This is a genomic window from Mesorhizobium sp. M2A.F.Ca.ET.043.05.1.1 (genome assembly GCF_003952445.1).
Classification (GTDB): Bacteria; Pseudomonadota; Alphaproteobacteria; order Rhizobiales; family Rhizobiaceae; genus Mesorhizobium.
In genome coordinates this window covers 951052-975381 of the sequence record NZ_CP034446.1, presented here as the reverse complement: position 1 = coordinate 975381, position 24330 = coordinate 951052, and the positions used below count along the sequence as shown (strand labels likewise).

Genomic DNA, 24330 nt, shown 5'->3' with positions numbered 1-24330 from the left:
CTTGCCTGGATCGTAGCCATGCACCCTATTGGAAACGGCCAGCCAGCGCCAACACCTGTCGCAAAATCGACAAGAAAAGCGTCAATTTTTCAGTCGCTTTCCTTTTGCGGGAGGTCGCAAATCAGCTATGGCTAGCTTGCCCTCGCGGGTTAGGTATTGGCGCATCGTTTTTTAGGCTGCCGCAGTCATTCCGAGCAGCAAGGAGCCCGAGGAAAAATGGCCGACGACGAGATCATCCTTTCCGAGCTTTCCGACGAGGAGCTTGTGCAGCAGATGCACGACGACCTCTATGACGGTCTGAAGGAAGAAATCGAGGAAGGCACCAACATCCTTCTGGAGCGAGGCTGGCAGCCCTATACGGTGCTGACCGAGGCGCTGGTCGAGGGCATGCGCATCGTCGGCGAGGATTTTCGCGACGGTATCTTGTTCGTGCCGGAAGTGCTGCTCTCGGCCAACGCCATGAAGGCCGGCATGGCGATCCTGCGTCCGCTGCTCGCCGCCACCGGCGCGCCGAAGCAGGGCAAGATGGTGATCGGCACCGTCAAGGGCGACATCCACGACATCGGCAAGAACCTTGTCGGCATGATGATGGAAGGCGCCGGGTTCGACGTCATCGATCTCGGCATCAACAACGCGGTCGAGAAATATCTCGACGCCATCGAGCAGCACCAGCCAGACATCATCGGCATGTCGGCGCTGCTCACCACCACCATGCCTTATATGAAGGTCGTTATCGACACGATGAAGGAAAAGGGCATCCGCGACGATTATGTCGTGCTGGTCGGCGGCGCGCCGCTCAATGAGGAGTTCGGCAAGGCCGTCGGCGCCGACGCCTATTGCCGCGACGCCGCGGTGGCGGTCGAGACCGCCAAGGACTTCATGAAGCGCAAGCACAACGTTCGCGCTTCGGCCTGATACGAGGCATCAGGATGGACCTAAAAAAGCCGCGCCTTGCAGCGCGGCTTTTTTGTTACCAGATGATGGAAAAGGCTGCCGATCAGTTGACAGTGTCCTTGACCGCCCTTGCCGTCGATTTGACGTCCTTGCCGACGCCGCGGATGGTGTTGGCGCAGGCCGTGAGCGCAAGCGCGCAGGCCAGGATGGCGATCGGCGCGACGCGTAGCAGTTTCATGAACGGTGTCTCCCTCGACAGATATTAAGCCCCGCAGCGAAAGCCGGCCTGACTTGGTCAAGACGCAAAAAACGGAACCGAATCAAACAGACAGGCTGCTCGTCATCGCCTGCGGGATGATTGCGCGCGAAGTTTTGGCCGTCAAGCAACAGCTAAAGCTCGACCATCTCGAGCTGACCTGCCTGCCAGCCGAGTTCCATTTCTATCCGGACCGCATCGCGCCGGCGATGGACAAGGCGATCGAGAAGGCCAAGGCGGAAGGCTACGATCACATCTTCGTCGGCTATGCCGACTGCGGCACCGGCGGCCTGCTCGACCGCGTCATCGAGAAGCACGGCGTCGAGCGCATGGCCGGGCCGCACTGCTTTGCCTTCTACCAGGGCATGGACGCCTATGCGAAGGTCGCCGATGGCGACATGATGTCGTTCTACATGACCGACTTCCTCTGCCGACAGTTCGAGGCCTTCTTCATCAAGCCGCTCGGCCTCGACCGGCATCCCGAGCTGATCAAGGACTATTTCGGCAACTACGAGAAGCTCATCTATCTCGCCCAGACCGACGATCCGGAGCTCGACAAGGTCGCCGAGAAGGCTGCGGTTATGCTCGGCCTCGCCTACGAGCGCCGCCGGACTGGCTATGGTGATCTGACGAGCGAATTGGCGCGGGTGGCAACCGGCGCTTGACGGCTTCACGCCTCCGCTTCGAGCGCCGCCAATACATCGGCAAAACTTGTCTTGCAGACGAAGCCGAGTCGCTCCCCCGCCCGCGAGGGATCGTAGACGCGGTCGATCGACGAAAACATCGTCCAGCCCTTCCTCGCATAGAGTCCGGGATAATCCGGGAAATAGCGCGCGACAACCGATGGCGCGTCGGCGATAAGCTCGGCGCAGTCCAGCGGCCGGAACGGAGTCGGCGCCGAGATGATAAACGTGTCGAACCCGAGCAGCGGAGCTTTCTCCAGCGCCGCGACATGAGCCTCCGCGGCATCCTCCACCGTCAGCCGGCGAAACAGCAATTCGTTGGCCTTGGTGTTGGCGTCTGACTGCTCGATCGCATGCGCCATATCGTCCGCTTCGGGAAAGAAGCGTGCGGTGCGCAGCACCACAACCGGCAATCCATGCTGAAGGTTATAAAGACGGCACAGATGCTCGGCCGACAGTTTAGTCACGCCATAAATGTTGCGCGGCTCCGGCGACATCTCCTCCGTCAGCCAGGCCGCCTTGCGCGCGCCGCCCTGGAAGCCGGCGCGGATCGCCTGCGAGATCATCAGCGACGTCGTCGAGGTGAAGACGAAACGCTCGACGCCGCAGGCAACCGCCGCGTCGAGCAGGTTGAGCGTGCCTTGCACATTCGTCGCGACGAAGGCGCTGTTCTCAAAGTGCTCGATGTTCGGCTTGTGCAGCGCGCCGCTGTGAATGATGGCCTCGATTCGGTTGTCGCGGATAGTTCCGAAGACCAGCTCGCGATCCGCGACCGAGCCGACGACCTGCGTACGCGCCGAGGCGATCGGATCGAGGCCGATGACGTCATGGCCGAGCGCTTCGAGCCGTGGCTGAAGCGCGCTGCCGAGCCATCCGGACGATCCCGTGAGCAATATCCGCATCGATCCCGCCATTTTTGAGCCCATGCTGTTAAGCACGGATGACAGGCGAGCGCGAACCGGTAAGTTGTGCGCCAGTGACGAAAAAAACTGTTCCAGCCATCGATTTGAGGAAACGATTTGATGCCCCCTCGCCTGTTTTTTGCCGCTCTCGGCCTTGTCGCCCTCACCTTGCCCACCCATGCCGACGGCGAGGTGCAGAAGCTGATCACCGCCGCCGACAAGGCGCGGCTTGATAAATATGGCGAGACGCGCAAGGCGGCTCTCGAGGAGGCAAAGGCCGGCAATCCGGCGGAGGTCAAGCAGTTGGATGACCTGCTCGCCAAGCCGCTCGTCGCTTTCTCCGACACGGATCTCACCGGCGACTGGAAATGCCGCACCATCAAGGCGGGCGGCTTGAGCCCGCTGATCATCTATGGCTGGTTCAAGTGCAAGGTGACCGACGACGGCTCCGGCTGGCGCCTTACGAAGATTACCGGCTCGCAGCGCACGACCGGCCGCTTCTTCGACGACAATGAGAAGCGCGCCATCTATCTCGGCTCGTTTTCGGTCAATAACGACAAGCCCAAGGTCTATGGCAGCGGCCCCGAAAGCGATCAGGTCGGCTACGCCTTCCGCAACAGCGCCACAGAATGGCGTATCGAATTCCCCGCGCCCTATTACGAATCCAAGCTCGACATCATGGAATTCAAGCGCTGAGCCGGGTACTGAAACGCCTCCGGCACACCAAGGATTAACCCAGCCCGCATAGCATGCGCCCGGTTTTCAAAGCGGGTGCTTGCCGTGGCAGCGTCGGAATCGAGTACGCGACCGATCGTGGTCGTCACCGAAGGTGGCCCGCACATCTGGGCCATCGTCAACGCGATTGCTGATCGTGTCGGTCCCGTCAGCGTCGTCCTCGAAGCTCCTGAATCCAAAAAGCGACTGCTCATGGGCCGCGGCCGGCGGCAGGGCTGGATCTCTGCCATCGGGCAGCTCGGCACGATGGTGCTTACCAGGCTCGGCAAGCGCTTCCTTGCCGGTCATGCCGAGCGGCTGATCGCCGAGGAAAAGCTCGACGCCGAACCGCGGCAGGGCCAGGCGATCATCCACGTGCCCTCAGCCAACGGGCCGGAGTGCCTGAAGGAAATCGCCAGCATCGGACCGGGCGTCGTCCTGCTCGCCGGCTGCAGGCTGCTGTCGAAGGACACGTTGGCCAGGATGCCTTGCCCGGTGCTCAACTATCACGCCGGCATCGCCCCAAAATATCGCGGCATGAATGGCGGCTACTGGGCGCTGGCCTCCGGCGACGCGCAGAACTTCGGCACCACCGTGCATCTCGTCGATGCCGGGGTCGACACAGGCGGCGTGCTGAAGCAGGCGCGCGGCAAACCCAAGACGGGCGACACCATCGCCAGCTACGCGCTGCGCCAGGCAGCGTTTTCGCGCGATATCTGCGTCGAGGCGGTGAAGGATGCGCTGGCCGGCAGACTGGAAACGATCGATCCCGGCCTGCCGTCCAAGCAATGGTATCACCCGACGATCTGGTCCTATCTCTGGACCGGCCTGACCAAGCGCGTCTGGTGATTGGCCGGCAACGGATTCCAGCATTCGCTTTGCGCCATCGCCAGCGTCGCTTTTGAAGGGGCGCGCGTCGTCCCATAACAAGCGGGCCAACAGCGCATGCGGCAATGCTCCATGACATCGAGGAGTTGAGAATTCATGGCCGATCTGATCGTCGTCTATTGGCGCGATATCCCCGCCCAGGTCATCGTCAGGAAGGGCCGGCAGAACGCCAAGCGCGAGCTGCCGCTGCGCTTCACCGAGGCGATCGACATGTGCGCCATGCGCACCGGCGCCGGCGGCACCGACGACTATCTGGCTGAATGGCGCAAGGCCGACCCGGTTCCGGTCGGCGACGACATCGAGGCCGAGGTCGAGAAGGCCTATCAGGAACTCGACGCGAAATATGATCGCGAGCGGCTGGTCGCTCTGGTCAAGGCTGGCGGGAAAGAAAATGTCTGACAAGCAGCCGGCGGTCACCCAGGCCACATTGGTCAAGAAGGCAGCGCCGAAATCCGACTACAAGCCTGCCGATGTGTCGCCGCAGCGCCGCGTCCAGCGCACCTTTGCCGTGCGGCTGTGGTCGATCAAGCATTCGCGCTTGCTCGAATGGTTCTACAGCCGGTTCGCCGATGTCTTCCTGCTCCTGCACCCCCTGTGGAAGGGTATCGGCTACAGCCGGGTCGAAGCTCCGGTGAAGTTTGTCGAAAAGCGCGTGAAGGGCTTCATGTTCGATTGCCGTATGTGCGGCCAGTGCGTGCTTTCCTCCACCGGCATGTCCTGTCCTATGAACTGCCCCAAGCAGCTGCGCAACGGCCCGTGCGGCGGCGTGCGCGCCAACGGCAATTGCGAGGTCGAGCCGGATATGCCTTGCGTCTGGGTTAAGGCCTGGGAAGGCTCGCGCAACATGGTTCACGGCGACAAGATCCTGACCGTGCAGAAGCCGGTCGATCAGTCGCTGCGCGAAACTTCGGCCTGGCTGCGGGTGACGGCGCAGGCCGCCGCGGCGCGTGAAACGACCCAGACCCCCGGAGCTTCGGCATGAACGCCCGCCAGCGCGACGAGAACCCGGCCGGCATCCACCTGCCGCTCGATCCCCTGCCCGGCCACACCTCGCGCGGCCGGCTGGAGCGCGTGCTGCGCCGCGGCGAATTCGCGGTGACGACCGAGCTCAACCCGCCGGACAGCGCCGATCCCGAAGACGTCTACAACCGGGCCAAGATCTTCGACGGCTGGGTCGACGCCATCAACGCGGTCGACGCCTCGGGCGCCAACTGCCACATGTCCTCGGTCGGCATCTGCGCGCTGCTTACCCGCATGGGCTATGCGCCGATCATGCAGATCGCCTGCCGCGACAAGAACCGCATCGCCATCCAGGGCGACGTGCTGGGCGGCGCGGCGATGGGCGTCGCCAATATGCTGTGCCTCACCGGCGACGGCGTGCAGGCCGGCGACCAGCCGGGCGCCAAGCCGGTGTTCGACCTCGATTCCATGTCGCTGCTCGAAACCATCCGCATCATGCGCGACAATGGCAAGTTCCTGTCCGGCCGCAAACTGACGACGCCGCCGCAGGTGTTCCTCGGTTGCGCGGTCAACCCCTTCGCGCCGCCTTACGACTTCCGCCCGATCCATCTCGGCAAGAAGATCGCCGCCGGGGCGCAATTCGCGCAGACGCAGTACTGTTTCGACGTGCCGATGTTCAAAGCCTTCATGCAGAAGGCGCGCGACCTCGGCCACACCGAAAAGCTGTTCCTGCTCTGCGGCGTCGGGCCGCTCGCTTCCGCCAAGACGGCGAAGTGGATCCGCTCCAACGTGCCGGGCATCCACATCCCCGATGCGGTGATCAAGCGGCTGGAGGGCGCGCAGGATCAGAAGAAGGAAGGCAAGCAGCTCTGCATCGACATCATCAACGAGGTGAAGGAAATCCCGGGCGTCGCCGGCATCCATGTGATGGCCTACCGCCAGGAGGAATATGTCGCCGAGATCGTCGATGAATCCGGCGTGCTGAAAGGCCGCCAGCCCTGGAAGCGCGAAATCCGCCGCGACGACCAGATCGTCGCCCAGCGGCTCGACCACATACTGCACGACGAGATTACCGAAACCCAGGTGGACATGGTGAAGACCGCGCATTGATGTATGTCGCCCAAAAGTGGGAACCGGTTTTGGGACAACGACATACATGAACTTAGAGTCTAGGTGGTCGGCACGCATTCACTTGAACCAAATCAGATAACGATATAAAGAACTCTTTATATCCCACGGAGAGATCGCATGACCCGCACCATCGTCGCCTCGGCGACCCGAGAAATCGTCATCGGCTTCGATCAGCCCTTCTGCGTGATCGGCGAACGCATCAACCCGACCGGCCGCAAGAAGCTGGCCGCCGAGATGGTGGCCGGCAACTTCGAGACCGTCATCAAGGACGCGCTGGAGCAGGCCGCCTGCGGCGCCACCATGCTCGACGTCAATGCCGGAGTCACCGCCGTCGACCCCAACGCCACCGAGCCGGCGCTGCTGGTGCAGACGTTGGAGATCGTGCAAGGATTGGTCGATCTGCCGCTGTCGATCGACTCTTCGGTGACCGCCGCCATCGAGGCTGCGCTGAAGGTCGCCAAGGGCCGCCCGCTGGTCAACTCCGTCACCGGTGAGGAGGAAAAGCTCGAGGCGATCCTGCCGCTGGTCAAGAAATACAACGTCCCGGTCGTCGCCATCTCCAACGACGAGACCGGCATTTCGATGGACCCGGATGTCCGCTTCGCCGTCGCCAAGAAGATCGTCGAGCGCTGCGCCGACTTCGGCATCCCCTCGCATGACGTCGTCGTCGACCCGCTGGTGATGCCCATCGGCGCGTTGGGCGATGCCGGCCGCCAGGTGTTCGCGCTGTTGCGGCGGCTCCGCGAAGAGCTCAAGGTCAACACCACCTGCGGCCTCTCCAACATCTCCTTCGGCCTGCCGCACCGCCACGGCATCAACGCCGCCTTCATCCCGATGGTGATCGGCGCCGGCATGACCAGCGCAATCATGAACCCGGTGCGTCCGCAGGAAATGGAAGCCGTGCGCGGCGCCAATGTGCTCAACGGCACCGACGAGAACTGCACCAACTGGATCCGCACCTACAAGGACTACAAGCCGGCCGAAGGCGGCCACGCCGTTGCCGCTCCGGTCGCGGTCACCACGCCGGGCGACGGCGCTGCCGCCGGCGGCCGCCGCCGCGGCGGCCGCGAAGCCCGCATGGCCAGGGGGTAAGCGCGCAATCGTGGGCCATACCGCAAACAAGGCTGGTCCGATCGCATCGTGGATGCGGTCGGGCAGTTCTGCTTTGCGTTCAGGCCATGCCCACTATTGCGTCGAACAACACCATGCCCGCCCAGGATCCGAAAATGCCCGTGACCCCGCCGACGATGAAATCATCGTCATAGGCGGGCCAGTAGGCGTGCAGCACCAGGGTTCCGACGATCGCGCCGACAATCCCGGTGGCGAGGTAATGCGGATTGCGCAGCCACGAGCCTTTGATCACGCGCACCATGGTGAACGCGGAGAAGATGGCGGAGAGCAGCAGATCCGACATGGTCGGCCCCTGGACCAACGGACTCTCCGCCCAATAGTAGAACGATCCGTTAAACGGCATCGGCAATTGCCATCGAGACGCGTGCCAGCATGAATCCTCCCCCCAACATCACCGATCCGCTCGTCCTGTTCATGCCGTCGGGCAAGCGCGGCCGGTTCCCGGTCGGCACGCCGGTGCTCGATGCGGCGCGCCAGCTCGGCGTCTATGTCGAAAGCGTGTGCGGCGGCCGCGCCACCTGCGGGCGCTGCCAGATCGAGGTCCAGGAAGGCAATTTCGCCAAGCACAAGATCATCTCGTCCAACGACCACATCTCGCCCAAGGGCGCCAAGGAAGAGCGCTACGAGCGCGTGCGCGGCCTGCCCGAGCGGCGACGTCTTTCCTGCTCGGCGCAGATACTCGGCGACCTCGTCATCGACGTGCCGCAGGACACGGTCATCAACGCCCAGACCATCCGCAAGGACGCCGACACCAGGGTGATCGCTCGCGATACGGCGATCCGCATGTGCTATGTCGAGATCGAAGAGCCCGACATGCACAAGCCGCTCGGCGATCTCGACCGGCTCAAGATCGCCCTGATGAAGGACTGGGGTCTCAAGAATCTCGAATTCGACTTCTATCTGCTGCCGCAGGTGCAGGGCATCCTGCGCAAGGGCAACTGGACCGCAACGGCCGCCATCCACAAGGATGCCGACAGCGACATCGCACGCGTCATCGCGCTGTGGCCGGGCCTGAAGAACGAGGCCTACGGCCTTGCCTGCGACATCGGCTCGACCACCATTGCCATGCATCTGGTGTCGCTGCTGTCGGGCCGCGTCGCCGCGTCCTCCGGCACATCCAATCCGCAGATCCGCTTCGGCGAGGATCTGATGAGCCGCGTCTCCTATGTGATGATGAACCCGGACGGCCGCGAGGGCATGACGGTTGCCGTGCGCGAGGCCATTTCCAGCCTGGTCGACAAGGTGTGCGCCGAAGGCAACGTCCAGCGCGCGGACATCCTGGATTCCGTCTTCGTCGGCAATCCGATCATGCATCATTTGTTCCTCGGCATCGATCCGACCGAGCTCGGCGGCGCGCCCTTCGCGCTCGCCGTCTCCGGCGCGGTGCGCATCAAGGCCTCAGACATCGGCCTGAAGCTCAACCAGGGCGCGCGCCTCTATATGCTGCCCTGCATCGCCGGCCATGTCGGCGCCGATGCCGCCGCCGTCACCCTGTCGGAAGGCCCGCATCGCCAGGACGAGATGATGCTGATCGTCGACGTCGGTACCAACGCCGAGATCGTGCTGGGCAACCGGACCCGCGTCGTCGCGGCCTCGTCCCCCACCGGCCCGGCCTTCGAGGGCGCGGAAATCTCCGGCGGCCAGCGCGCGGCGCCCGGCGCCATCGAGCGCGTGCGCATCGATCCGGACACGTTGGAGCCGCGCTACCGCGTCATCGGCTCGGAACTGTGGTCGGATCAGCCTGGCTTCGCCGAAAGCGTGCAGGCGACCGGCGTCACCGGTATCTGCGGTTCCGGCATCATCGAGGTGATCGCCGAGATGTATCTGTCGGGCATCATTTCGGAGGACGGCGTTGTCGATGGATCGCTCAGCATGCGCTCGCCCCGCGTCGTGCCCAACGGCCGCACCTTCTCTTATGTCCTGAAGGAAGGCGAGCCGAAGATCACCATCACCCAGAACGACGTGCGCGCCATCCAGCTTGCCAAGGCAGCGCTCTATGCCGGCACCAAGCTGTTGATGGAAAAGCAGCACACCGATCATGTCGACCGCATCCACTTCGCCGGCGCCTTCGGCTCCTTCATCGATCCGAAATACGCCATGGTGCTCGGCCTGATCCCGGATTGCGACCTCGACAAGGTCTCGGCCGTCGGCAACGCCGCCGGCGCCGGCGCGCGCATGGCGCTCCTCAACCGCGGCTACCGTCGCGAGATCGAAGAGACGGTGAGCAGGATCGAGAAGATCGAGACGGCGCTGGAACCGAAATTCCAGGAGCACTTCGTCTACGCCATGGCGCTGCCGAACAAGGTCGACCCCTTCCCCAAGCTGGCGGCCGCGGTGAAGCTGCCGCCGCGCAAGGCAACGAGCGAGGACGGCGGCGCAGGCGACGCCACCCCGCGCCGGCGCTCACGCGAGGAGCGCGCGGCGCGCCGCGGCCGCAACTAACGTTTCAGCTCATTCCGCGGCCCCTGCGGCCGCGGCGCTTCTGGCCTTCACGGCGGCCTTGGGGCGCTGCGGGTGCAGTAGCGCGATCAGTTGCTTTTCGACGATCAAATAGAGCATCGCCGAGAGCGCAAGCGTGGCGACTATGATCGTCACCGGCTGCAAAGCTGCGGGTATCCCGATCCTGAGGACGACACCCGTCGCCAGCACGCCGACCACAATGTGCCACAGATAGATCGAATAGGACGCGTCGCCGAGGAATGTGGGCAATGCATCCGGCTTGAACGGCCGCGCCCGCTCGGCAAAAACCGCGCCCGCCACGATCAACGCGGCCGGCAGCCCCCAGAGCAAGGCGCGAGGCAAATGGGCGTCGAACCACTGGCCGGCCGCGAGCAGAAGGATTCCCGCGCCAGGCATCGCCAGCCCCGCCCCGAGCGGCAGCCTGGCACCCTGGAGCCACAAGCGCCCCACGACGACACCGGCCGCGAACTCGATCACGACAGGATCGGTGAAGGCTCGTGCGTATCCCGCGGGGAGGACGAAATGCAGCGCGACGATGGCGGCAAGCGCACCCACCAGAACGCCGAACCGCCACCGCTCGCCCAGGAACAGGACGAGCGTGAAAACGAGATAGAACATCATCTCATAGCAAAGCGTCCAACCCTGTACGACGATGGGGTGCAGCGCATCCTCCTGCAGGACCGGCAGGAAGAACAGCGAGCCGACGAAATTCGCCACGCTGAAGAAATGGTCGTAAAAGAACTGCGGCTTCATCAGGATGCCCATCGCGGTCAGCAGCGTGACGATCCAGTAGAGAGGCACGATGCGGGTGATCCGGCGCCCCATGAAACGCCAGGGATTGGTCGGCCGGCCCGCCGTCGTCACCCACATGATGAAGCCGCTGATGACGAAGAAGACGTCGACGCCGGCTGCCCCGACGTCGAACGGACCGCCGAACTGCTCGCTGACGTGAAAGCAAACGACCGCGCACGCCGCGAAGCCGCGCAGATATTGAATGCTGTGTATGCTTGTCACGATGCCCTCACCAGCCTCGCATCATGTTGCGGTGCACACACCCCACGCCGCATTGCACAATACCTATGCAGCCGCTCGCCTCTGTCAACCGCCGATGGCAGCTATTCGGACCGGACCCGGCCCGTCGGCCCGCTTAATTCATTTGCATGCAAATGTTTCCGGATTCGCGCGATCCCGAAACCGAAACACTGTTCTCGCGAAATCGACCCGATACATGCGTGACGCATTTAGCGGCCATCGCATGGCGGCCGGGGATCATTCTCGGGTGCCGCTGGTCTTCAAGGGAGAAGAAAATGTCAATGTTCGGAAATCTCAGCCGCTTCGGTGTCACCATCAGGCAGGCGCATGCCAGGAACAAGGCGATCCGCGCGCTCAACGATCTGCCGGCACATGTCCAGAAGGATATCGGCTGGCCGGCCTCGCCGCCGAGCGACCCGCAGGCAGCACTGCACAAGCTGCTTCTGGGCACGCCGCGCTGATGACCTTCGCCGACAAATGCAAGCTGCTTGGCAAGCGCTGGGGCCGCGATGCGGTTCCGGCGGCCGGCGACAACAAACTGCGCGCCGCGCTGCTGCCGAAGCGGCGCTAGAGCAAGAAAAGTAAGATGCGGTCAGCCCGGCCACTCGCCGTAGCCCTCTGTCCGGAATTTCGTAAACAAGAACCGGCACCACGGGATCACGCCGATGTGCCAACGTGATTCCTTGACATTTCAAACAGAGGTACAATCTTCGCAGAGCGGGGGAATTCTCTTAGTCGGCTCTGCCGAGATCCGTGTATCCGCATGCCCAGTTTGAAAAGCCATCTCGTTTCGTTCGTTCTGCGGCACAGCCGCAAGAAAGCCTTTTCCAGTCCCGAGAACCTGCAGCGCTGGATCGCCTACGCCCGCAAGACCGAGGACCATCATCCGCCGGCCTTGCTCAAGGCGCGGCTGGACATCACCGAGACCGAGATCGACGGCTTTCCCGTCTATGAGATCGCCCCAAAAGCGGGCGAACGCCGGCGCATACTTTACATGCATGGCGGCGCTTATGTCTTCCAGATCACCTCTTACCATTGGGGGCTGATCGCCGAGATGGCCGAGCGTCTCGGTTTCGGCATCACCGTGCCGATCTACCCAATCGCACCGGAGCACGATTTCCATGCCATGTTCGGCATGGTCGGCGACGTCTACCGGTGCATGCTCGAAGACACCGAGGCCGAGGACATCGTCTTCATGGGCGATTCCGCCGGCGGCAATATGGCCGTCGTGCTGACCATGACGGCGGCCGAGGACGGCCTGCCCTCGCCGTCGCGCCATGTGCTGATCTCGCCCGGCCTCGACGTTTCGCTTGCAAATCCTGAAGTCTTCGAGGCCGAGCGCCAGGATCCTTGGCTGGGCATTCCGGGTGGGCTGGAAGCGGTGCGGCTCTACAGCGCCGGTTTCGACCGCAAAGACTGGCACATCAGCCCGCTTTACGGCGACTTGTCCCTGCTGCCGAAAACGCTGCTGCTGACCGGCTCACGCGACATGCTGACACCAGACAATCTCATCTTCGCCGAACGGGCGCGGGCTGCCGGCGTGGAGGTGGACGTGGTCTACGAGGAGGGCATGTTCCACGTCTGGCCGCTGATCGAGATGCCGGAAGCGCGCCGCGCGCGCGACAGCATCGTATCGTTCCTGAGGGATGAAGCCCGCAGTCAAGCCGAAAGGGAGACGGTCAACTCGTCGGCCAAGGGCCTATCAAGAGCTCCGTTGATGACCGGATTTGCGAGTACGAAGATCGCGTCGGCGATTTCATCGCTTCGATCGGGCTGGTAGCTGATATCGTCCCTGAGTTCGATCAGATTTGCCCATTCCTCCACGTCGGACGCGGCTAGCTCCCCCGTGAGAAAGCGACGGAGCGTCCTCGCTATGTGATCGGCGCTAAGGACAACGATCGGCGTATCCGACCAGCCAAGCTCGTCAATCATGTCGGTCAGCCGCTCAATCGGCTTTGCGAACGCAACGAGGTCGCTGAGCACCGAAAGTCGGTCCATCACGTTCGTCAGAACTTGCCGGTCTCGCGGAACAGCTCGAACGTCGCGCGGATATGGTCGGCGACAGCCTTCACCGGCGCGCTGGCGTCGGGCGCCACCACCATGGCGAGATTGTAGGTGCCGATCTCCGGCATCCCGTCCTTGGCGCCCAGCGAGACCATCTCGTCGCCAAGGAAGGATTTCGGCAGCGGCGCCACCGCAAGGTCGGCCATGATCGCGGCGCGCTGGCCGGCCGTGTGGGCGCTCATATAAGCGATGCGGTAGTTGCGGCCCTCGCGTCCGAGCGCTTCCAGCGCGCCGGCCCGCCAGGCGCAGCCCTCCTCCCACAGCGACACCGGCAAAGGTTCGCGCAGATGCGCGCAGCCGCCCTTGGCGCCCGCCCACACGATCGGCTCGGTCAGCAGAACCTCTGCGCCGACGGCACTGGTCTTGTAGGAATTGGTGAGCAGCGTGATGTCGAGCGCGCGGTCATCCATGCGCCGGCGCAGATTGATGCTCTGGTCGATGGTGACGTCAACGGCGATCGAAGGATGCGACTGCGCGAAGCGCTTCAGCACATGCGGCAGCACGCGCTCGCCATAGTCGTCCGGGGACCCAAGCCGCACCACGCCGACAATGTCGGGGATGATGAACTTCGACACCACCTCGCGGTTGATCGACAAAAGCCGGCGGGCATAGCCGAGCAGCATCTCGCCATCCGTCGTCAGCGTCACCGAACGCGCATCGCGCGCGAAGACGGAACGGCCGAGAATATCCTCCAGCTTCTTGATCTGCATGGAGACGGCCGACGGCGTGCGGAACACCGCGTTGGCGGCGGTGGTGAAGGAACCGGTCTCGGCGATCGCCACGAAAGTGCGCAGCACATCGAGGTCAAGCAGCGGCAAAGGGTGATTGAGCGGGGCGTTCATGGGAGCCGACCTTCAATTTTTCTGATGCAATCCATCATTCCATTTCGTTTGATTGAACATCAGTCCGGGCGCATAGTCAACTCGATCGATGCAGGATGCTGCCAAAAGCAGCCATGAAACGACCCTGACACAGTCCTGCAATCGACGTGAAATGAAGCTGAAACAGACCTGACTTAACGCAGTGACGGGCGCCTCCCTGCCCGCATAGAGGAGAAAGAAATGTCTATCCTGTCATCCATCGGTCGGCTTGCGACCGAGTTCAGCGCGGCCCGCGCCCGCTACCAGACCGAACGCGCCATCCATGCGCTGCCGATCGAACTGCAGAAGGATATCGGCTGGCCGGAAGCAGCCGACGTCAAGACCGGCCTGCGCCACGGTGTCGGAAGCTGGGCCGGAGCGAAGTAATCACGTGTGTATCGAGATCTGAGGGCCTGCCGCGTCAGCTCGGCAGGCCTTTTTGTTCGTTTTAGGCCTTTTTGTTTGCATTCAAACGACTTTCCAGCCATGCCGCCCCTGCATGACGCATATGAACCACTCGCATAGCGGGTTAACAGGTCAGGTAAGGCACTGTAAATAATAGGAAATTATGGGCACATTGCCCAAAAATGTCGCAAATCGTGTCGCTTTTCATATCAAGCGCTTCGTTTTTGCGATTTAGTTTTTGCCGAAGCGAGCCTATATCAGCGCCAGCAAAAAACGAGCTGCCCCACTCCATCAAGCGAAGGCGACCCGTCTGAGCAACCAAATGGAGATGATGATGAAGCTCTTTGCCCGCCTTTTCGCCCGCCGCGAAATGAACCTGACGACCGCTCTGGAGCGTCAGCGCCTCGCCAAGACCATGCCCGGCCAGACCGGCGCCGTGGCCGCTGCTCGTCTCGGCTTTGTTGCCTGAGACAATCCAGCACCGATCAGCTGAATTCGACGCCGCCCGGCTTGCCGAGGCGGCGTTTTCATTTGGACCGGGCAGTTGTCGGCCGCGCAGCGACGCCCTGCGGTTGCACCGATTGCCCATTTGCGACCCGTGTCGCAAATTTAATCTTCACTTAGCCGCCTACCCGATTGACAGGAATGGTTTTTCCTGTTGTCGCTATGCTGTTCGCGACATCCTGTTCGCGTCATGGCAGCGTGAGGTTTCCCCGTGAATGCCGTAAAGCACCCGATCAAGAGATCGTTTGTATTCTTCCTCGTTCCCGACTTCACCATGATCGCCTTCGCGACGGCGCTCGATCCGCTGCGCTCGGCCAACCGGATGCTCGGCTACGAGGCCTATAGCTGGCGCCTGGCGAGCATCGACGGCAAGCCGGTTCGCGCTTCGAACGGCGTCGAATGCGCCGTGAATACCTCGCTGGAGGAGGAGCGCAGGAAGATGGCCGGGCCGGATCGGCCAAACATGGCGATCGTCTGCAGCGGCATCAATGTCGAGCGCTACCACAACAAATCGGCCTTCGCATGGCTGCGCGAGGAGTACAACCGCGGCGTCGCTGTCGGCGGCCTGTGCACCGGCGCCCATATCCTGGCTGCCGCGGGCCTGCTGTCCAACAAGCGCTGCGCTATCCATTGGGAGAACCTTCCAGGCTTCTCCGAGGCCTTCCCGAAAGCCAATGTCTTCGCCGACCTCTTCGAAATCGACCAGAATGTCTACACCTGCGCCGGCGGCACCGCCGCCCTCGACATGATGTTGAAGCTGATCGGCGACGACTTCGACGAGAGCCTCGTCAACCGCGTCTGCGAGCAGGTGCTGACCGACCGCGTGCGCAGCCCGACCGACCGCCAGCGCCTGCCGCTGCGCGCCCGCCTCGGCGTCCAGAATTCCAAGGTGCTCACCATCATCGAACTGATGGAGGCGAACCTCTCCGAGCCGCTGTCGCTGATCGAGATCGCCGACCATGTCGATCTTTCCCGCCGGCAGATCGAGCGCCTGTTCCGCACCGAGATGGGCCGGTCCCCCGCCCGTTACTATCTGGAGATCCGGCTCGACCGCGCCAGGCATCTGCTCATCCAGTCGTCGCTGCCGGTGGTCGAAGTGGCGGTCGCCTGCGGCTTCGTTTCCGCCTCGCATTTCTCCAAATGCTACCGCGAGCTCTATGCCCGCTCGCCGCAGCAGGAACGCGTCGACCGCAAGCAGCTCTTGGCGGCCTAAGCAGGCAGCAGACGCAGCTGTCTAAGCTGGCTGAGTCTGCGCCGTTCGCATCGCCTCGATGCGGATGTCTTCGGTGAGCTGCGCCTTGAGCGCCGAGAATTCCGGGCTGGTCTTCAGCGTATAGTGGCGCGGATGCGGCAGGTCGACCGGAACGTCCGACTTGATGCGGCCCGGCCGGGCGCTCATCACGATCACCCGCGACGCCATGAAGATCGCCTCTTCGATGTCGTGGGTGACGAACAGCACCGTCTTCTTGCGCCGCTCCCAGATGCCGAGCAGCAGTTCCTGCATCAGCCCGCGCGTCTGGTTGTCCAGCGCGCCGAACGGCTCGTCGAGCAACAGGATTTCGGGATCGTTGGCCAGCGCCCGCGCGATCGCCGTGCGCTGCTGCATGCCGCCCGAAAGCTGTTTCGGCCAGTGGCTCTCGAAGCCTTTCAGGCCGACAAGATCGATATAGGAGGCGACGATCTCGTTGCGCTCGCGCTCGGGCCGGCCTTGCTCGCGCAGGCCGAAACCGATGTTTTCGGCGACCGTCAGCCAGGGAAACAGCGTGTATGACTGGAACACCATACCGCGGTCCGGCCCCGGCCTTGTGACCGCCTTGCCGTCGAGCAGCACGCGGCCCGTGCTCGGCGCCTCCAGTCCGGCGACGATCCTGAGCAAGGTCGACTTGCCGCAGCCGGACGGCCCAAGGATGGTAATGAAGTCATTGGCCGCGACCGCGAGGTCGACCGGCTGCAGCGCCCGCACCGGCTGCCCTCCCCCGACCCCGGCAAAGGTCCGCGAGACGGCCTCGATCAGCAGCTTGCTCATGCCAGGCTCCATGGAAAAAGCCAGCGGTTGAGCGCCTTGAAGGCGAAATCGGACAGAAGCCCGATCAGCCCGATGATGATGATGCCGAAGATGATCTGTCCTGTCGCCAGCCGCGACTGGCTGTTGATGATCATGTAGCCGATGCCGGAGGATGACCCGATCAGTTCGGCGACGATGACATAGGTCCAAGCCCAGCCGAGCACCAGGCGCAGCGTTTCGGCGATCTCCGGCGCATTGGCCGGCATGATGACGCGCTTGACGATGCCGTTGTCGGTCGCCCCCAGCGTATAGGCGGCCTCGACCAGGTCGCGGCGCGTAGCGCCGACCTTGACCGCGACGATCAGGATGATCTGGAACACAGAGCCGACGAAGATCACCAGGAGCTTCTCGAATTCCCCGATGCCGGCCCACAGGATGAGCAGCGGGATGAAGGCGGATGCCGGCAGGTAGCGGGCAAAGGACACGAACGGCTCGAGGAAGGCTTCGACCGGCTTCCAGGCGCCCATGGCGATGCCGATCGGCACCGCCACGACCGAGGCCAGCACGAAGCCGCCGAAGACGCGCCAGATGGTGATCAGGATATCGAGCCAGAACCGGTCTTCGACGAGCAGCCGCCAGCCGTCCTTGAGCATCGACAGCGGATCGGCAAGGAAGATCCGGTTCACATGGCCGCCGAGCGTGATCCATGCCCAGAACGCCACGAACAGCACGAAGAAGGCGATGCCGAGCACGGTTCGCGTGCCCGGCGCAACGGGGTGCAAGGGACGCAGCATCAGGCCCTGTCCTTAAAGCATGGCTCCCGAAAGTGGAAACCGGTTTCGGGATAAAGACATGCGTAAAATCAAAAATCTAAAGCGCGAGGAGCGCATCTGAAGGATCGCGACGCGCTTTAGCGAGAAGGGATCGGCGGCCTTGCGCCGCCGATCGGCTGATGCGCGATCAGTTGGCCACCGCGCTGGTATCGGCAAGCGTCGTCACATCCGGGACCTCCTTGATCAGCCCCATCTGCAGCAAAAGCTCGGCCGCGGTCTTGGAAAAATCCTGGAATTCCTTGGTGAAGAACTGCTTGTTCTCCGCCTTGTCGGCCCATTTCAGGTATTTGGCCGAATCCTCGAACTCCTTAGCCGACTGCTTCACGTCGGCGCCCATGATCTCGTAGGACTTCTGCGGATCCTTCTTGATCAGGTCGAGCGCGTCGAAATAGCTGTCGGCGAGCGCCTTGGCGGCGTCGGGATTGGCCTTGAGGAAGTCCGGCGTGCAGCCGACCGTGTCCAGCACCATCGGGTAGTCGAGCGTGGTCGCCAGGATATGGCCCTGGTCGGCCTTGTCGCGGACCGCCGAGATGAACGGCTCATAGGTGACGGCGGCATCGTTCTGGCCGGCCAGGAAGGCCTGCGCCGCCGCATCCGGCTCCAGATTGACGACGGTGACGTCCTTGGTCGACATGCCGTTCTTGTTGAGCACCCAGGCGAGCAGGAAATAGGGCGAGGTTCCGGGCGCGGACGAGGCGACATTCTTGCCCTTGAGGTCGGCGACGGACTTGATGTCGTTGCGCACGACAATGCCGTCGGCGCCATAGGACTTGTCGAGCTGGAAGATCTGCTTGGTGGTGACGCCGCTGGCGTTCCACACCATCCAGGTTTCGACCGTGGTCGCCGCGCATTGCAGGTCGCCGCTGGCAATGGCCAGCGGGCGGCTCGCCTGCGGCACTTTCTTCAGCGTGACGTCGAGCCCGTGCTTTTCGAAAAGCCCGGCCTGCTTGGCCAAGGTCAGCGGCGCGAAGCCTGTCCAGCCGCTGATGCCGATGGTGAGCGACGTGGCGGCCATCGCCGGCGCGCTAAGGATGGCGGCCGCCGTCAGCGCCGCCGCGAAAATGGTGGTCCTTTTCATCGTGGTTCCCCTTTTTTGTGGTGAGCGCGAATTGTCTCACAGACGCCAAAAGGCTTGTCAATGAAGCGGCGTTTCAACGAAACGTCATCCTGATCGGTTGCCTGCTTCTCCTCGCCTCACGGCATGCCCCAGCCGCGGTTGCGCCACATCTTTTCGCCGGCGAGGCAATCGGTGGCCGGCTTGTCGTCGGCAAGCACGACCGGCACATGCGCGGCCTCGTCCGCCGCCCATAGCGGCGAAGCGGGACCGGCAAGCTCGAGCACCAGCTTGCGGCGGATCGCTTCGGGAAACTGCGTCCAGTCATTGACCGGAATCATGAAGGCGCCCGATCCGCCGATGACGCAGTCGCTGTAATAGCGGTCGAGATTGTCCACGTCGAAGGCGCCGCTGAAGCCGCCGCGCGTCATCAGCGGCAGTCCGTTGATGGTGATGCCTTGCCTGACCACCTCGTCGCGCGTGAGATCGACCGGCGCGCCCTGGTTGTTCGGCCCGTCGCCGGAAACGTCGATGACACGCTTGGTCCCCTGGAATCCGCTCTCTGCGAACAGGTCGCTGCCGAAGCTCAGCGCCCCGGAAATCGAGGTGCGCCGGGCGCTGTCCGGCGGGTTGGCGTCGAGCTTCGCGACGAACCCCTCGGCATCGGCGCGGTTGGCGATCACCGTCCACGGCACGACGACTCGCTGCCAGGTCGTGCCCGCCCATTCGACATAGGTGACGGCGATCTTGCCATAGGCGCCGTCGGCGATAGCCTTCAGCACGTTGTCATGCGTCAGCGCCGCCGCGTAGCCGTGGCGCTGGATCTCCAGCTCGGCCGGCGACATCGAAAGTGAGACATCGACCGCCAGCACCAGCTCGACATCGACCGGTTCTTCAGGAGAAGCCGCTGGCGTCAGCCAAAGCGCCAGCGCCAGAGCGGCGCTGCCTGAAAAGATATGCCTTGCGCGGGCATAAGCAGACATGGCGGAAGGTTAGGCGAAAATCGCCACGCGCAAAAGCCGGGAATTCCCGGGCGCCGGATCTGGCCGGCCTGGATCTTCTAGAAATACCGCGCGAGGTTCGAACGGATACGCTCCAGCACCGTATCGCCGGAAAGGTCGGGCACGAATTTCGCGCCGGTTATCGCTTCATAAGCCTGGATATAGACCGCAGAGGCCTGGTTGATGATCTCGTCCGGAATTGGCGGGATCGGATCCTTGTAGGGATCGCACCGCGCCGACACCCAGGAACGGACGAAATCCTTGTCGAAGCTCTGCGGCCGCCCGCCGCTCGCGAACGCCTCGTCATAGCTCGCAGCGATCCAATAGCGGCTGCTGTCGGGCGTATGGATCTCGTCCGCCAGCACGATGGTGCCGTCCGGCGCGGTGCCGAATTCATATTTGGTGTCGGCGAGAATCAGGCCGCGTTCGGCGGCGCGCTGCTGGCCGCGGGCGAACAGCTGCAGCGCATAGCGCGATACGGTATCCCACTGTTCCTGCGTGAGCAGCCGCTGGCCGATGATCTCGGCTTCCGACAGCGGCTCGTCATGGCCGCCATGGGCGGCCTTGCTGGTCGGCGTGATGATCGCTTCCGGCAGTTTTTCATTGTCGCGCAGCCCGTCTGGAAAGCTGTGGCCGTAGAAGCTCCTTTCGCCTTTCCGATACTTGGTCAGGATAGAGGTGCTGGTGGTCCCCGCCAGATAGCCGCGCACGACCATCTCGACCGGCAGCATGTCGAGCCGCGTGCCGACGACGACATTGGGGTCGGGATATTCCAGCACATGGTTGGGACAGATGTCGGCGGTTTCCTCGAACCAGTAGCGCGCCGTCTGGGTGAGCACTTCGCCTTTGAACGGTATCGAGGCCAGGATGATGTCGAACGCGCTCAAACGGTCGGTGGCGATGATGATGCGGCGCCCGTCCGGCAGGTCGTAATTTTCGCGCACCTTGCCGTGGTAGTGATTGGGAAGCTCGGGAATGAAGGCGTCGGACAGGATGCGCATGGGGTGTAGGCTTTCGCAGGCTTCTGATCGGGCCACATAAGCCGCTGGCCCCCCGCACATCAAGCCGGATGCTGCGGAACGGGCTTCTTATTGCCGGCGGCGCGAAACGCCCGCCAGTTCGGCCTGAAGGAAGGCGGAAACCACAACAGGATTCCGGCCATGGCCGGAGGCACAATGACCGCGAAACGCAGGATCGAAAGCACGACGCCGCAGAAGCCGACGATCCGCACGGCGGCATCCGCGCCGAAGCGCGGCGCAAGCAGATGCCTGGCGATCGCACCGCCATCAAGCGGAATGGCCGGAAGGAGGTTGAGAAGGGCCAGGGCCGCATTCAGCAATGCGCCAAGCCAAAGCGTCCACTCAAGAAGCGTGTCCGGTCTCGGCGGCGGCGAACTGAAAAGACCCTCCGGATCGACAGGCAACAAGGGCCGCGCAAAAAGGTAATAGGCAGCGGCAAAGCCCGCCGCCAGGACGATGTTCACCAACGGCCCGGCAAATGCGATCCACGCCCAGCCATAGGGCGAAGCCGCGCCGGGCTTGAACCAGGCAATTCCACCGAACAGGTACAGGTCCATCCGTTGGGTGCCGATGCCGCGCCGTCGCGCTGCCCAGACATGGGCAAGTTCATGCAGAAACACCGATAGGAACAGGAGCGCGGCGAATATGGCCGTATGGATCAGGGCGACCTGGGGACGCCTCGACCACTCATGCAGGAACGGCAGGACGGCTGGAATGGCAAAGGTCCAGCTGACATGAACGGGAATGTCCCCCTTCATCAGAAGACGAATGCGTCGTTCTTCCTGTCCCAACCGAACCGTTGCAAGCCGCTTCCTCCGCCCGGTGCGACGCTATGCGAGATTCCTGTCGTGCAAAAGAGAAAAGCCCGACCGGAGCCGGGCTTTGCATCTTTCTGCCTCCGATCCTCAGCTCCTCGGCTTGAGGTTCTCCGGGTCGTAGAGCGGCTTGTAGCCTACTCCCGCCACCTCGACCGGATAGGTCTCGCCGAAATACTCGACCTGCAGCTTGCGGCCTTCCTGGCAGTAGGCCCAGGGGAGATAGGCAAGCGCGATGTTCTTGCCGATCGTCGGGCCATAGGCGACCGAAGTGGTGAAGGAGCGGCGGCCGAGCTCGTCGACCAGCGTCTCGCCGGTCGCCGGGTCCATCACCGGCATGGTGCCGACCGGATACCGCGCCACGCCCTCGGAATCGGTGTTCTCGGTCATCACCAGCGTGCACAGCATAGCCGGCTGATGCTCACGGGCGCGATATTCCAGATGCTTGGCCTTGCCGCAGAAGTCATTCTCCTTGACCTTCGGACGGGCAAGGTCGGCCTCGAGCAGATTGTACTCGGTCAAGAGGTCGGCATTCTGCAGCCTGAGGCTCTTTTCCATCCGGCGCGTGTTGGCATAGGTCTCGACGCCGAACGGCATGACGCCGGTGGAGCGCAGCGCGTCCCAGACGGCGAGCCCGTCCTCGTAGCGCATATGCAGTTCCCAGCCCTGCTCGCCGACATAGGAGATGCGGAAGGCCGTCACATCCTTGCCGCCGATCTTGATCGGTTTGATCGCCGCGAAGGGGAAATTCTCCGGTGTCAGGCCGTTCGGATCCTCGACCACCTTCTGCAGGGTCGTGCGGGCATTCGGCCCCCAGATACCGATGGTGACGTATTTTTCCGTCACGTCGGTGACGGTGACGTCAAAACCTTTGTCCTGCGCGGTGCGCTGCATGTAGCGGAAGTCGCGCGGACCAGCGTCGGCGCCGTCGATCACGCGGCAGCGATCGGCCATGCGGATGACCGTGAAGTCGGCGCGCACCATGCCCTCCTCGTCGAGGAAGTGGGTGTAGATGCCCTTGCCGATATTGTTGTCGCCGCCGATCTTGGCCGCGCACAGCCACTCCAGCAACGCGACATGGTCGGGTCCCTCTACGTCATACATCGAGAAATGCGACAGGTTGACGATGCCGCAATCCTCGCTCATCGCCAGATGCTCGGCATTGGAGACGCGCCAGAAATGGCGGTTGTCCCACTCGTTCTCGCGCACCGGCACGCGGTTGCCGTATTTCTCCAGGAGATGCTCGTTGGCGGCGTAGCCGTGGGCACGCTCCCAGCCGCCGAGTTCCATGAAATAGCCGCCGAGCTCCTTCTCACGCTCCCAGAAGGGCGAGCGGCGGATGTTGCGGCCCTTGGAGAAAGGCTCGCGCGGATGGACGGCCGGATTGTAGACCTTCATCGCCGTCTCGGTGCAGCGATCCCAGATGAACTGCTCCTGCGTCTGGTGCGGATAGAAGCGCGAATAGTCGATCTGGTGATGGTCGATCGCGGTGCGGCCGTCGGTCATCCAGTCGGCGATCAGCTTGCCCATGCCGGGGCCGTCCTTGACCCAGATGGCGACGGCGTACCACAGGCCCCTCACCTTCTGGCTTTCGCCCATCGACGGGCCGCCATCGGTGGTCACCTGCAAGAGGCCGTTGAAGGAATGGCCTTCATTATAGCCGAGCTCGCCCAGGATCGGCGTCAGTTCCATGGCGCGTTCCAGCGGCGCCATGATCTGCTCCATGTCGAGGTCGCGCTGCGACGGCGACAGCCGCGCCTCATGCTTTTCGAGCAGATCGCGCGGGTGGCAGAGACGCGGATTGGTCTCCTCGTAATAACCCCATTCGATCTGCCCGCCCTCGGCAGTCTTCGGATCGCCGGTGTCGCGCATATAGGCCGAGTTGCCCTGGTCGCGCAGCAGCGGCCAGCCGATCTCCTTGCCGGTGCCGGCGAACTCGTTGTAGGGGCCGAAGAAGGTGAGCGGGTGGTCGATCGGCATGACCGGCAGGTCTTCGCCGACCAGAGCCGCGGTGAGCCGGCCCCATATGCCGGTGCAGACCACGACATAATCAGCCTCGATCGTGCCGCGCTCGGTCACCACGCCCTTGATGCGGCCGTTCTCGACGATCAGCTCCTTCGCCGAGGTGTTGGCGAAGGCCTGCAGCTTGCCGGAAGCGACGCCCTGGTCGACCAGCTTGCCGGCTACCGTCTGCGAGCGCGGGATGACGAGGCCGGCATCCGGGTCCCACAGGCCGCCCTGCACCAGATGCTCCTCGATCAGCGGGAATTTCTCCTTGATCTCGGCCGGCTCGATGAGCCGCGCACGGGTGCCGAACGCCTTGGCGGAGGCGATCTTGCGCTTGATCTCGTCCATGCGGGCATCGTCGCCGACGCGGGCAACCTCGAGGCCACCGACGCGGGCGTAGTGGCCCATCTTCTGGTAGAAATCGATGGAGTAGAGCGTCGTCCAGCAGGACAGGAAATCGTGGCTGGTCGTGTAGCAGAAGTCCGAGGCATGCGCCGTCGAGCCGATATCGGTCGGGATGCCCGACTTGTCGATGCCGACGATATCGTCCCAGCCGCGCTCGATCAGGTGATGCGCGACCGACGCGCCGACGATACCGCCCAGACCGACGATGACGACCTTCGCCTTTTTCGGAAACTCTGCCATTGCCCGCGACTCCAGAAGCATAAAACGGGCGCGCCTGCGCCCTTTCGAATGGCGCACAATATGCAGA

Annotated in this window: 26 protein-coding genes; 14 read left to right on the top strand and 12 right to left on the bottom strand. The window is 63.3% G+C overall.

The window, feature by feature from the left end:
* Window positions 1-216 precede the first annotated feature (216 nt).
* A complete protein-coding gene (locus EJ069_RS04610; RefSeq protein WP_042645014.1) occupies window positions 217-915 on the top strand; it encodes a B12-binding domain-containing protein in 699 nt (232 codons plus the stop codon).
* 82 nt (window positions 916-997) lie between these two features.
* On the opposite strand, the gene EJ069_RS04605 is transcribed toward EJ069_RS04610, so the two are convergent.
* Complete coding sequence (locus EJ069_RS04605; RefSeq protein WP_042645015.1) at window positions 998-1132, bottom strand: entericidin A/B family lipoprotein; 135 nt, start codon at window positions 1130-1132, stop codon at window positions 998-1000.
* A gap of 53 nt (window positions 1133-1185) precedes the next feature.
* On the opposite strand from EJ069_RS04605, the gene EJ069_RS04600 reads away from it, so the two are divergent.
* The gene (locus EJ069_RS04600; protein WP_126060281.1) at window positions 1186-1815 is read left to right on the top strand and encodes a DUF1638 domain-containing protein; all 630 of its coding nucleotides are present in this window, start codon (window positions 1186-1188) and stop codon (window positions 1813-1815) included.
* A 5-nt stretch (window positions 1816-1820) separates the two neighbouring features.
* Here EJ069_RS04600 and EJ069_RS04595 read toward each other — a convergent pair whose 3' ends face one another.
* Window positions 1821-2735, bottom strand: a complete 915-nt coding sequence (locus tag EJ069_RS04595) for an NAD(P)-dependent oxidoreductase (protein WP_126060280.1) — start codon at window positions 2733-2735, stop codon at window positions 1821-1823.
* Window positions 2736-2855: 120 nt separating this feature from the next.
* Between EJ069_RS04595 and EJ069_RS04590 the strand changes: the two genes are divergently transcribed.
* The 6 genes from EJ069_RS04590 (at window position 2856) to EJ069_RS04565 (ending at window position 7520) form a co-directional block, all read left to right on the top strand.
* Complete coding sequence (locus EJ069_RS04590) at window positions 2856-3431, top strand: DUF4893 domain-containing protein (protein ID WP_126060279.1); 576 nt, start codon at window positions 2856-2858, stop codon at window positions 3429-3431.
* 84 nt (window positions 3432-3515) lie between these two features.
* Window positions 3516-4298: a formyl transferase gene (locus EJ069_RS04585; RefSeq protein WP_126060278.1), complete on the top strand. Its 783-nt coding sequence runs from the start codon at window positions 3516-3518 to the stop codon at window positions 4296-4298.
* Window positions 4299-4433: 135 nt separating this feature from the next.
* Window positions 4434-4736: a virulence factor gene (locus EJ069_RS04580; RefSeq protein WP_042645018.1), complete on the top strand. Its 303-nt coding sequence runs from the start codon at window positions 4434-4436 to the stop codon at window positions 4734-4736.
* On the top strand, window positions 4729-5319 hold the full coding sequence (locus EJ069_RS04575; RefSeq protein WP_126060277.1) for a methylenetetrahydrofolate reductase C-terminal domain-containing protein: 591 nt from the start codon (window positions 4729-4731) through the stop codon (window positions 5317-5319). The genes EJ069_RS04580 and EJ069_RS04575 overlap by 8 nt, the downstream gene beginning before the upstream one ends.
* The gene (locus EJ069_RS04570) at window positions 5316-6407 is read left to right on the top strand and encodes a methylenetetrahydrofolate reductase (RefSeq protein WP_126060276.1); all 1092 of its coding nucleotides are present in this window, start codon (window positions 5316-5318) and stop codon (window positions 6405-6407) included. The genes EJ069_RS04575 and EJ069_RS04570 overlap by 4 nt, the downstream gene beginning before the upstream one ends.
* Window positions 6408-6545: 138 nt before the next feature.
* Window positions 6546-7520 (top strand): methyltetrahydrofolate cobalamin methyltransferase, encoded by a 975-nt coding sequence (locus EJ069_RS04565; RefSeq protein ID WP_126060275.1) that lies wholly within the window; start codon window positions 6546-6548, stop codon window positions 7518-7520.
* A gap of 79 nt (window positions 7521-7599) precedes the next feature.
* Here EJ069_RS04565 and EJ069_RS04560 read toward each other — a convergent pair whose 3' ends face one another.
* Window positions 7600-7842 carry a hypothetical protein gene (locus EJ069_RS04560; RefSeq protein WP_245456435.1) on the bottom strand — a complete coding sequence of 81 codons (243 nt, stop codon included), beginning with the start codon at window positions 7840-7842 and terminating at the stop codon, window positions 7600-7602.
* 89 nt (window positions 7843-7931) lie between these two features.
* On the opposite strand from EJ069_RS04560, the gene EJ069_RS04555 reads away from it, so the two are divergent.
* Entirely contained in the window at window positions 7932-10001 is a 2070-nt protein-coding gene (locus tag EJ069_RS04555) for an ASKHA domain-containing protein (protein WP_126060273.1), read from the top strand.
* A 9-nt stretch (window positions 10002-10010) separates the two neighbouring features.
* Here EJ069_RS04555 and EJ069_RS04550 read toward each other — a convergent pair whose 3' ends face one another.
* Window positions 10011-11033 (bottom strand): acyltransferase, encoded by a 1023-nt coding sequence (locus EJ069_RS04550; protein WP_245456434.1) that lies wholly within the window; start codon window positions 11031-11033, stop codon window positions 10011-10013.
* Between the two features lie 293 nt (window positions 11034-11326).
* Between EJ069_RS04550 and EJ069_RS32640 the strand changes: the two genes are divergently transcribed.
* A complete protein-coding gene (locus tag EJ069_RS32640; RefSeq protein ID WP_040982459.1) occupies window positions 11327-11512 on the top strand; it encodes a hypothetical protein in 186 nt (61 codons plus the stop codon).
* Between the two features lie 302 nt (window positions 11513-11814).
* Window positions 11815-12831, top strand: a complete 1017-nt coding sequence (locus EJ069_RS04540; protein WP_126060272.1) for an alpha/beta hydrolase — start codon at window positions 11815-11817, stop codon at window positions 12829-12831.
* 226 nt (window positions 12832-13057) lie between these two features.
* Here the strand turns inward: EJ069_RS04540 and EJ069_RS04535 are convergent, their stop codons facing one another.
* Window positions 13058-13957, bottom strand: a complete 900-nt coding sequence (locus EJ069_RS04535) for a LysR substrate-binding domain-containing protein (RefSeq protein ID WP_042645025.1) — start codon at window positions 13955-13957, stop codon at window positions 13058-13060.
* 219 nt (window positions 13958-14176) lie between these two features.
* Here EJ069_RS04535 and EJ069_RS04530 point away from each other — a divergent pair, with 219 nt between their 5' ends.
* The 3 genes from EJ069_RS04530 to EJ069_RS04520 all read left to right on the top strand — a co-directional run bounded on the left by EJ069_RS04530 (window position 14177) and on the right by EJ069_RS04520 (window position 16097).
* Window positions 14177-14362 carry a hypothetical protein gene (locus EJ069_RS04530; RefSeq protein ID WP_042645026.1) on the top strand — a complete coding sequence of 62 codons (186 nt, stop codon included), beginning with the start codon at window positions 14177-14179 and terminating at the stop codon, window positions 14360-14362.
* A 340-nt stretch (window positions 14363-14702) separates the two neighbouring features.
* On the top strand, window positions 14703-14849 hold the full coding sequence (locus EJ069_RS04525; RefSeq protein WP_167509393.1) for a hypothetical protein: 147 nt from the start codon (window positions 14703-14705) through the stop codon (window positions 14847-14849).
* A 309-nt stretch (window positions 14850-15158) separates the two neighbouring features.
* A complete protein-coding gene (locus EJ069_RS04520) occupies window positions 15159-16097 on the top strand; it encodes a GlxA family transcriptional regulator (protein ID WP_348526999.1) in 939 nt (312 codons plus the stop codon).
* 21 nt (window positions 16098-16118) lie between these two features.
* Here the strand turns inward: EJ069_RS04520 and EJ069_RS04515 are convergent, their stop codons facing one another.
* The 7 genes from EJ069_RS04515 to EJ069_RS04485 form a co-directional block, all read right to left on the bottom strand.
* A complete protein-coding gene (locus EJ069_RS04515) occupies window positions 16119-16910 on the bottom strand; it encodes an ABC transporter ATP-binding protein (RefSeq protein WP_126060270.1) in 792 nt (263 codons plus the stop codon).
* Window positions 16907-17683 (bottom strand): ABC transporter permease, encoded by a 777-nt coding sequence (locus EJ069_RS04510; protein WP_189476165.1) that lies wholly within the window; start codon window positions 17681-17683, stop codon window positions 16907-16909. The genes EJ069_RS04515 and EJ069_RS04510 overlap by 4 nt, the downstream gene beginning before the upstream one ends.
* Before the next feature lie 166 nt (window positions 17684-17849).
* Window positions 17850-18800: an ABC transporter substrate-binding protein gene (locus EJ069_RS04505; protein WP_126060269.1), complete on the bottom strand. Its 951-nt coding sequence runs from the start codon at window positions 18798-18800 to the stop codon at window positions 17850-17852.
* A gap of 116 nt (window positions 18801-18916) precedes the next feature.
* Complete coding sequence (locus EJ069_RS04500; RefSeq protein WP_126060268.1) at window positions 18917-19759, bottom strand: DUF1194 domain-containing protein; 843 nt, start codon at window positions 19757-19759, stop codon at window positions 18917-18919.
* 77 nt (window positions 19760-19836) lie between these two features.
* Window positions 19837-20778, bottom strand: a complete 942-nt coding sequence (locus EJ069_RS04495) for a phosphoribosylaminoimidazolesuccinocarboxamide synthase (RefSeq protein ID WP_126060267.1) — start codon at window positions 20776-20778, stop codon at window positions 19837-19839.
* 59 nt (window positions 20779-20837) lie between these two features.
* Window positions 20838-21554: a site-2 protease family protein gene (locus EJ069_RS04490; RefSeq protein WP_126060266.1), complete on the bottom strand. Its 717-nt coding sequence runs from the start codon at window positions 21552-21554 to the stop codon at window positions 20838-20840.
* Window positions 21555-21701: 147 nt separating this feature from the next.
* Complete coding sequence (locus EJ069_RS04485; RefSeq protein WP_126060265.1) at window positions 21702-24263, bottom strand: FAD-dependent oxidoreductase; 2562 nt, start codon at window positions 24261-24263, stop codon at window positions 21702-21704.
* Window positions 24264-24330 lie beyond the last annotated feature (67 nt).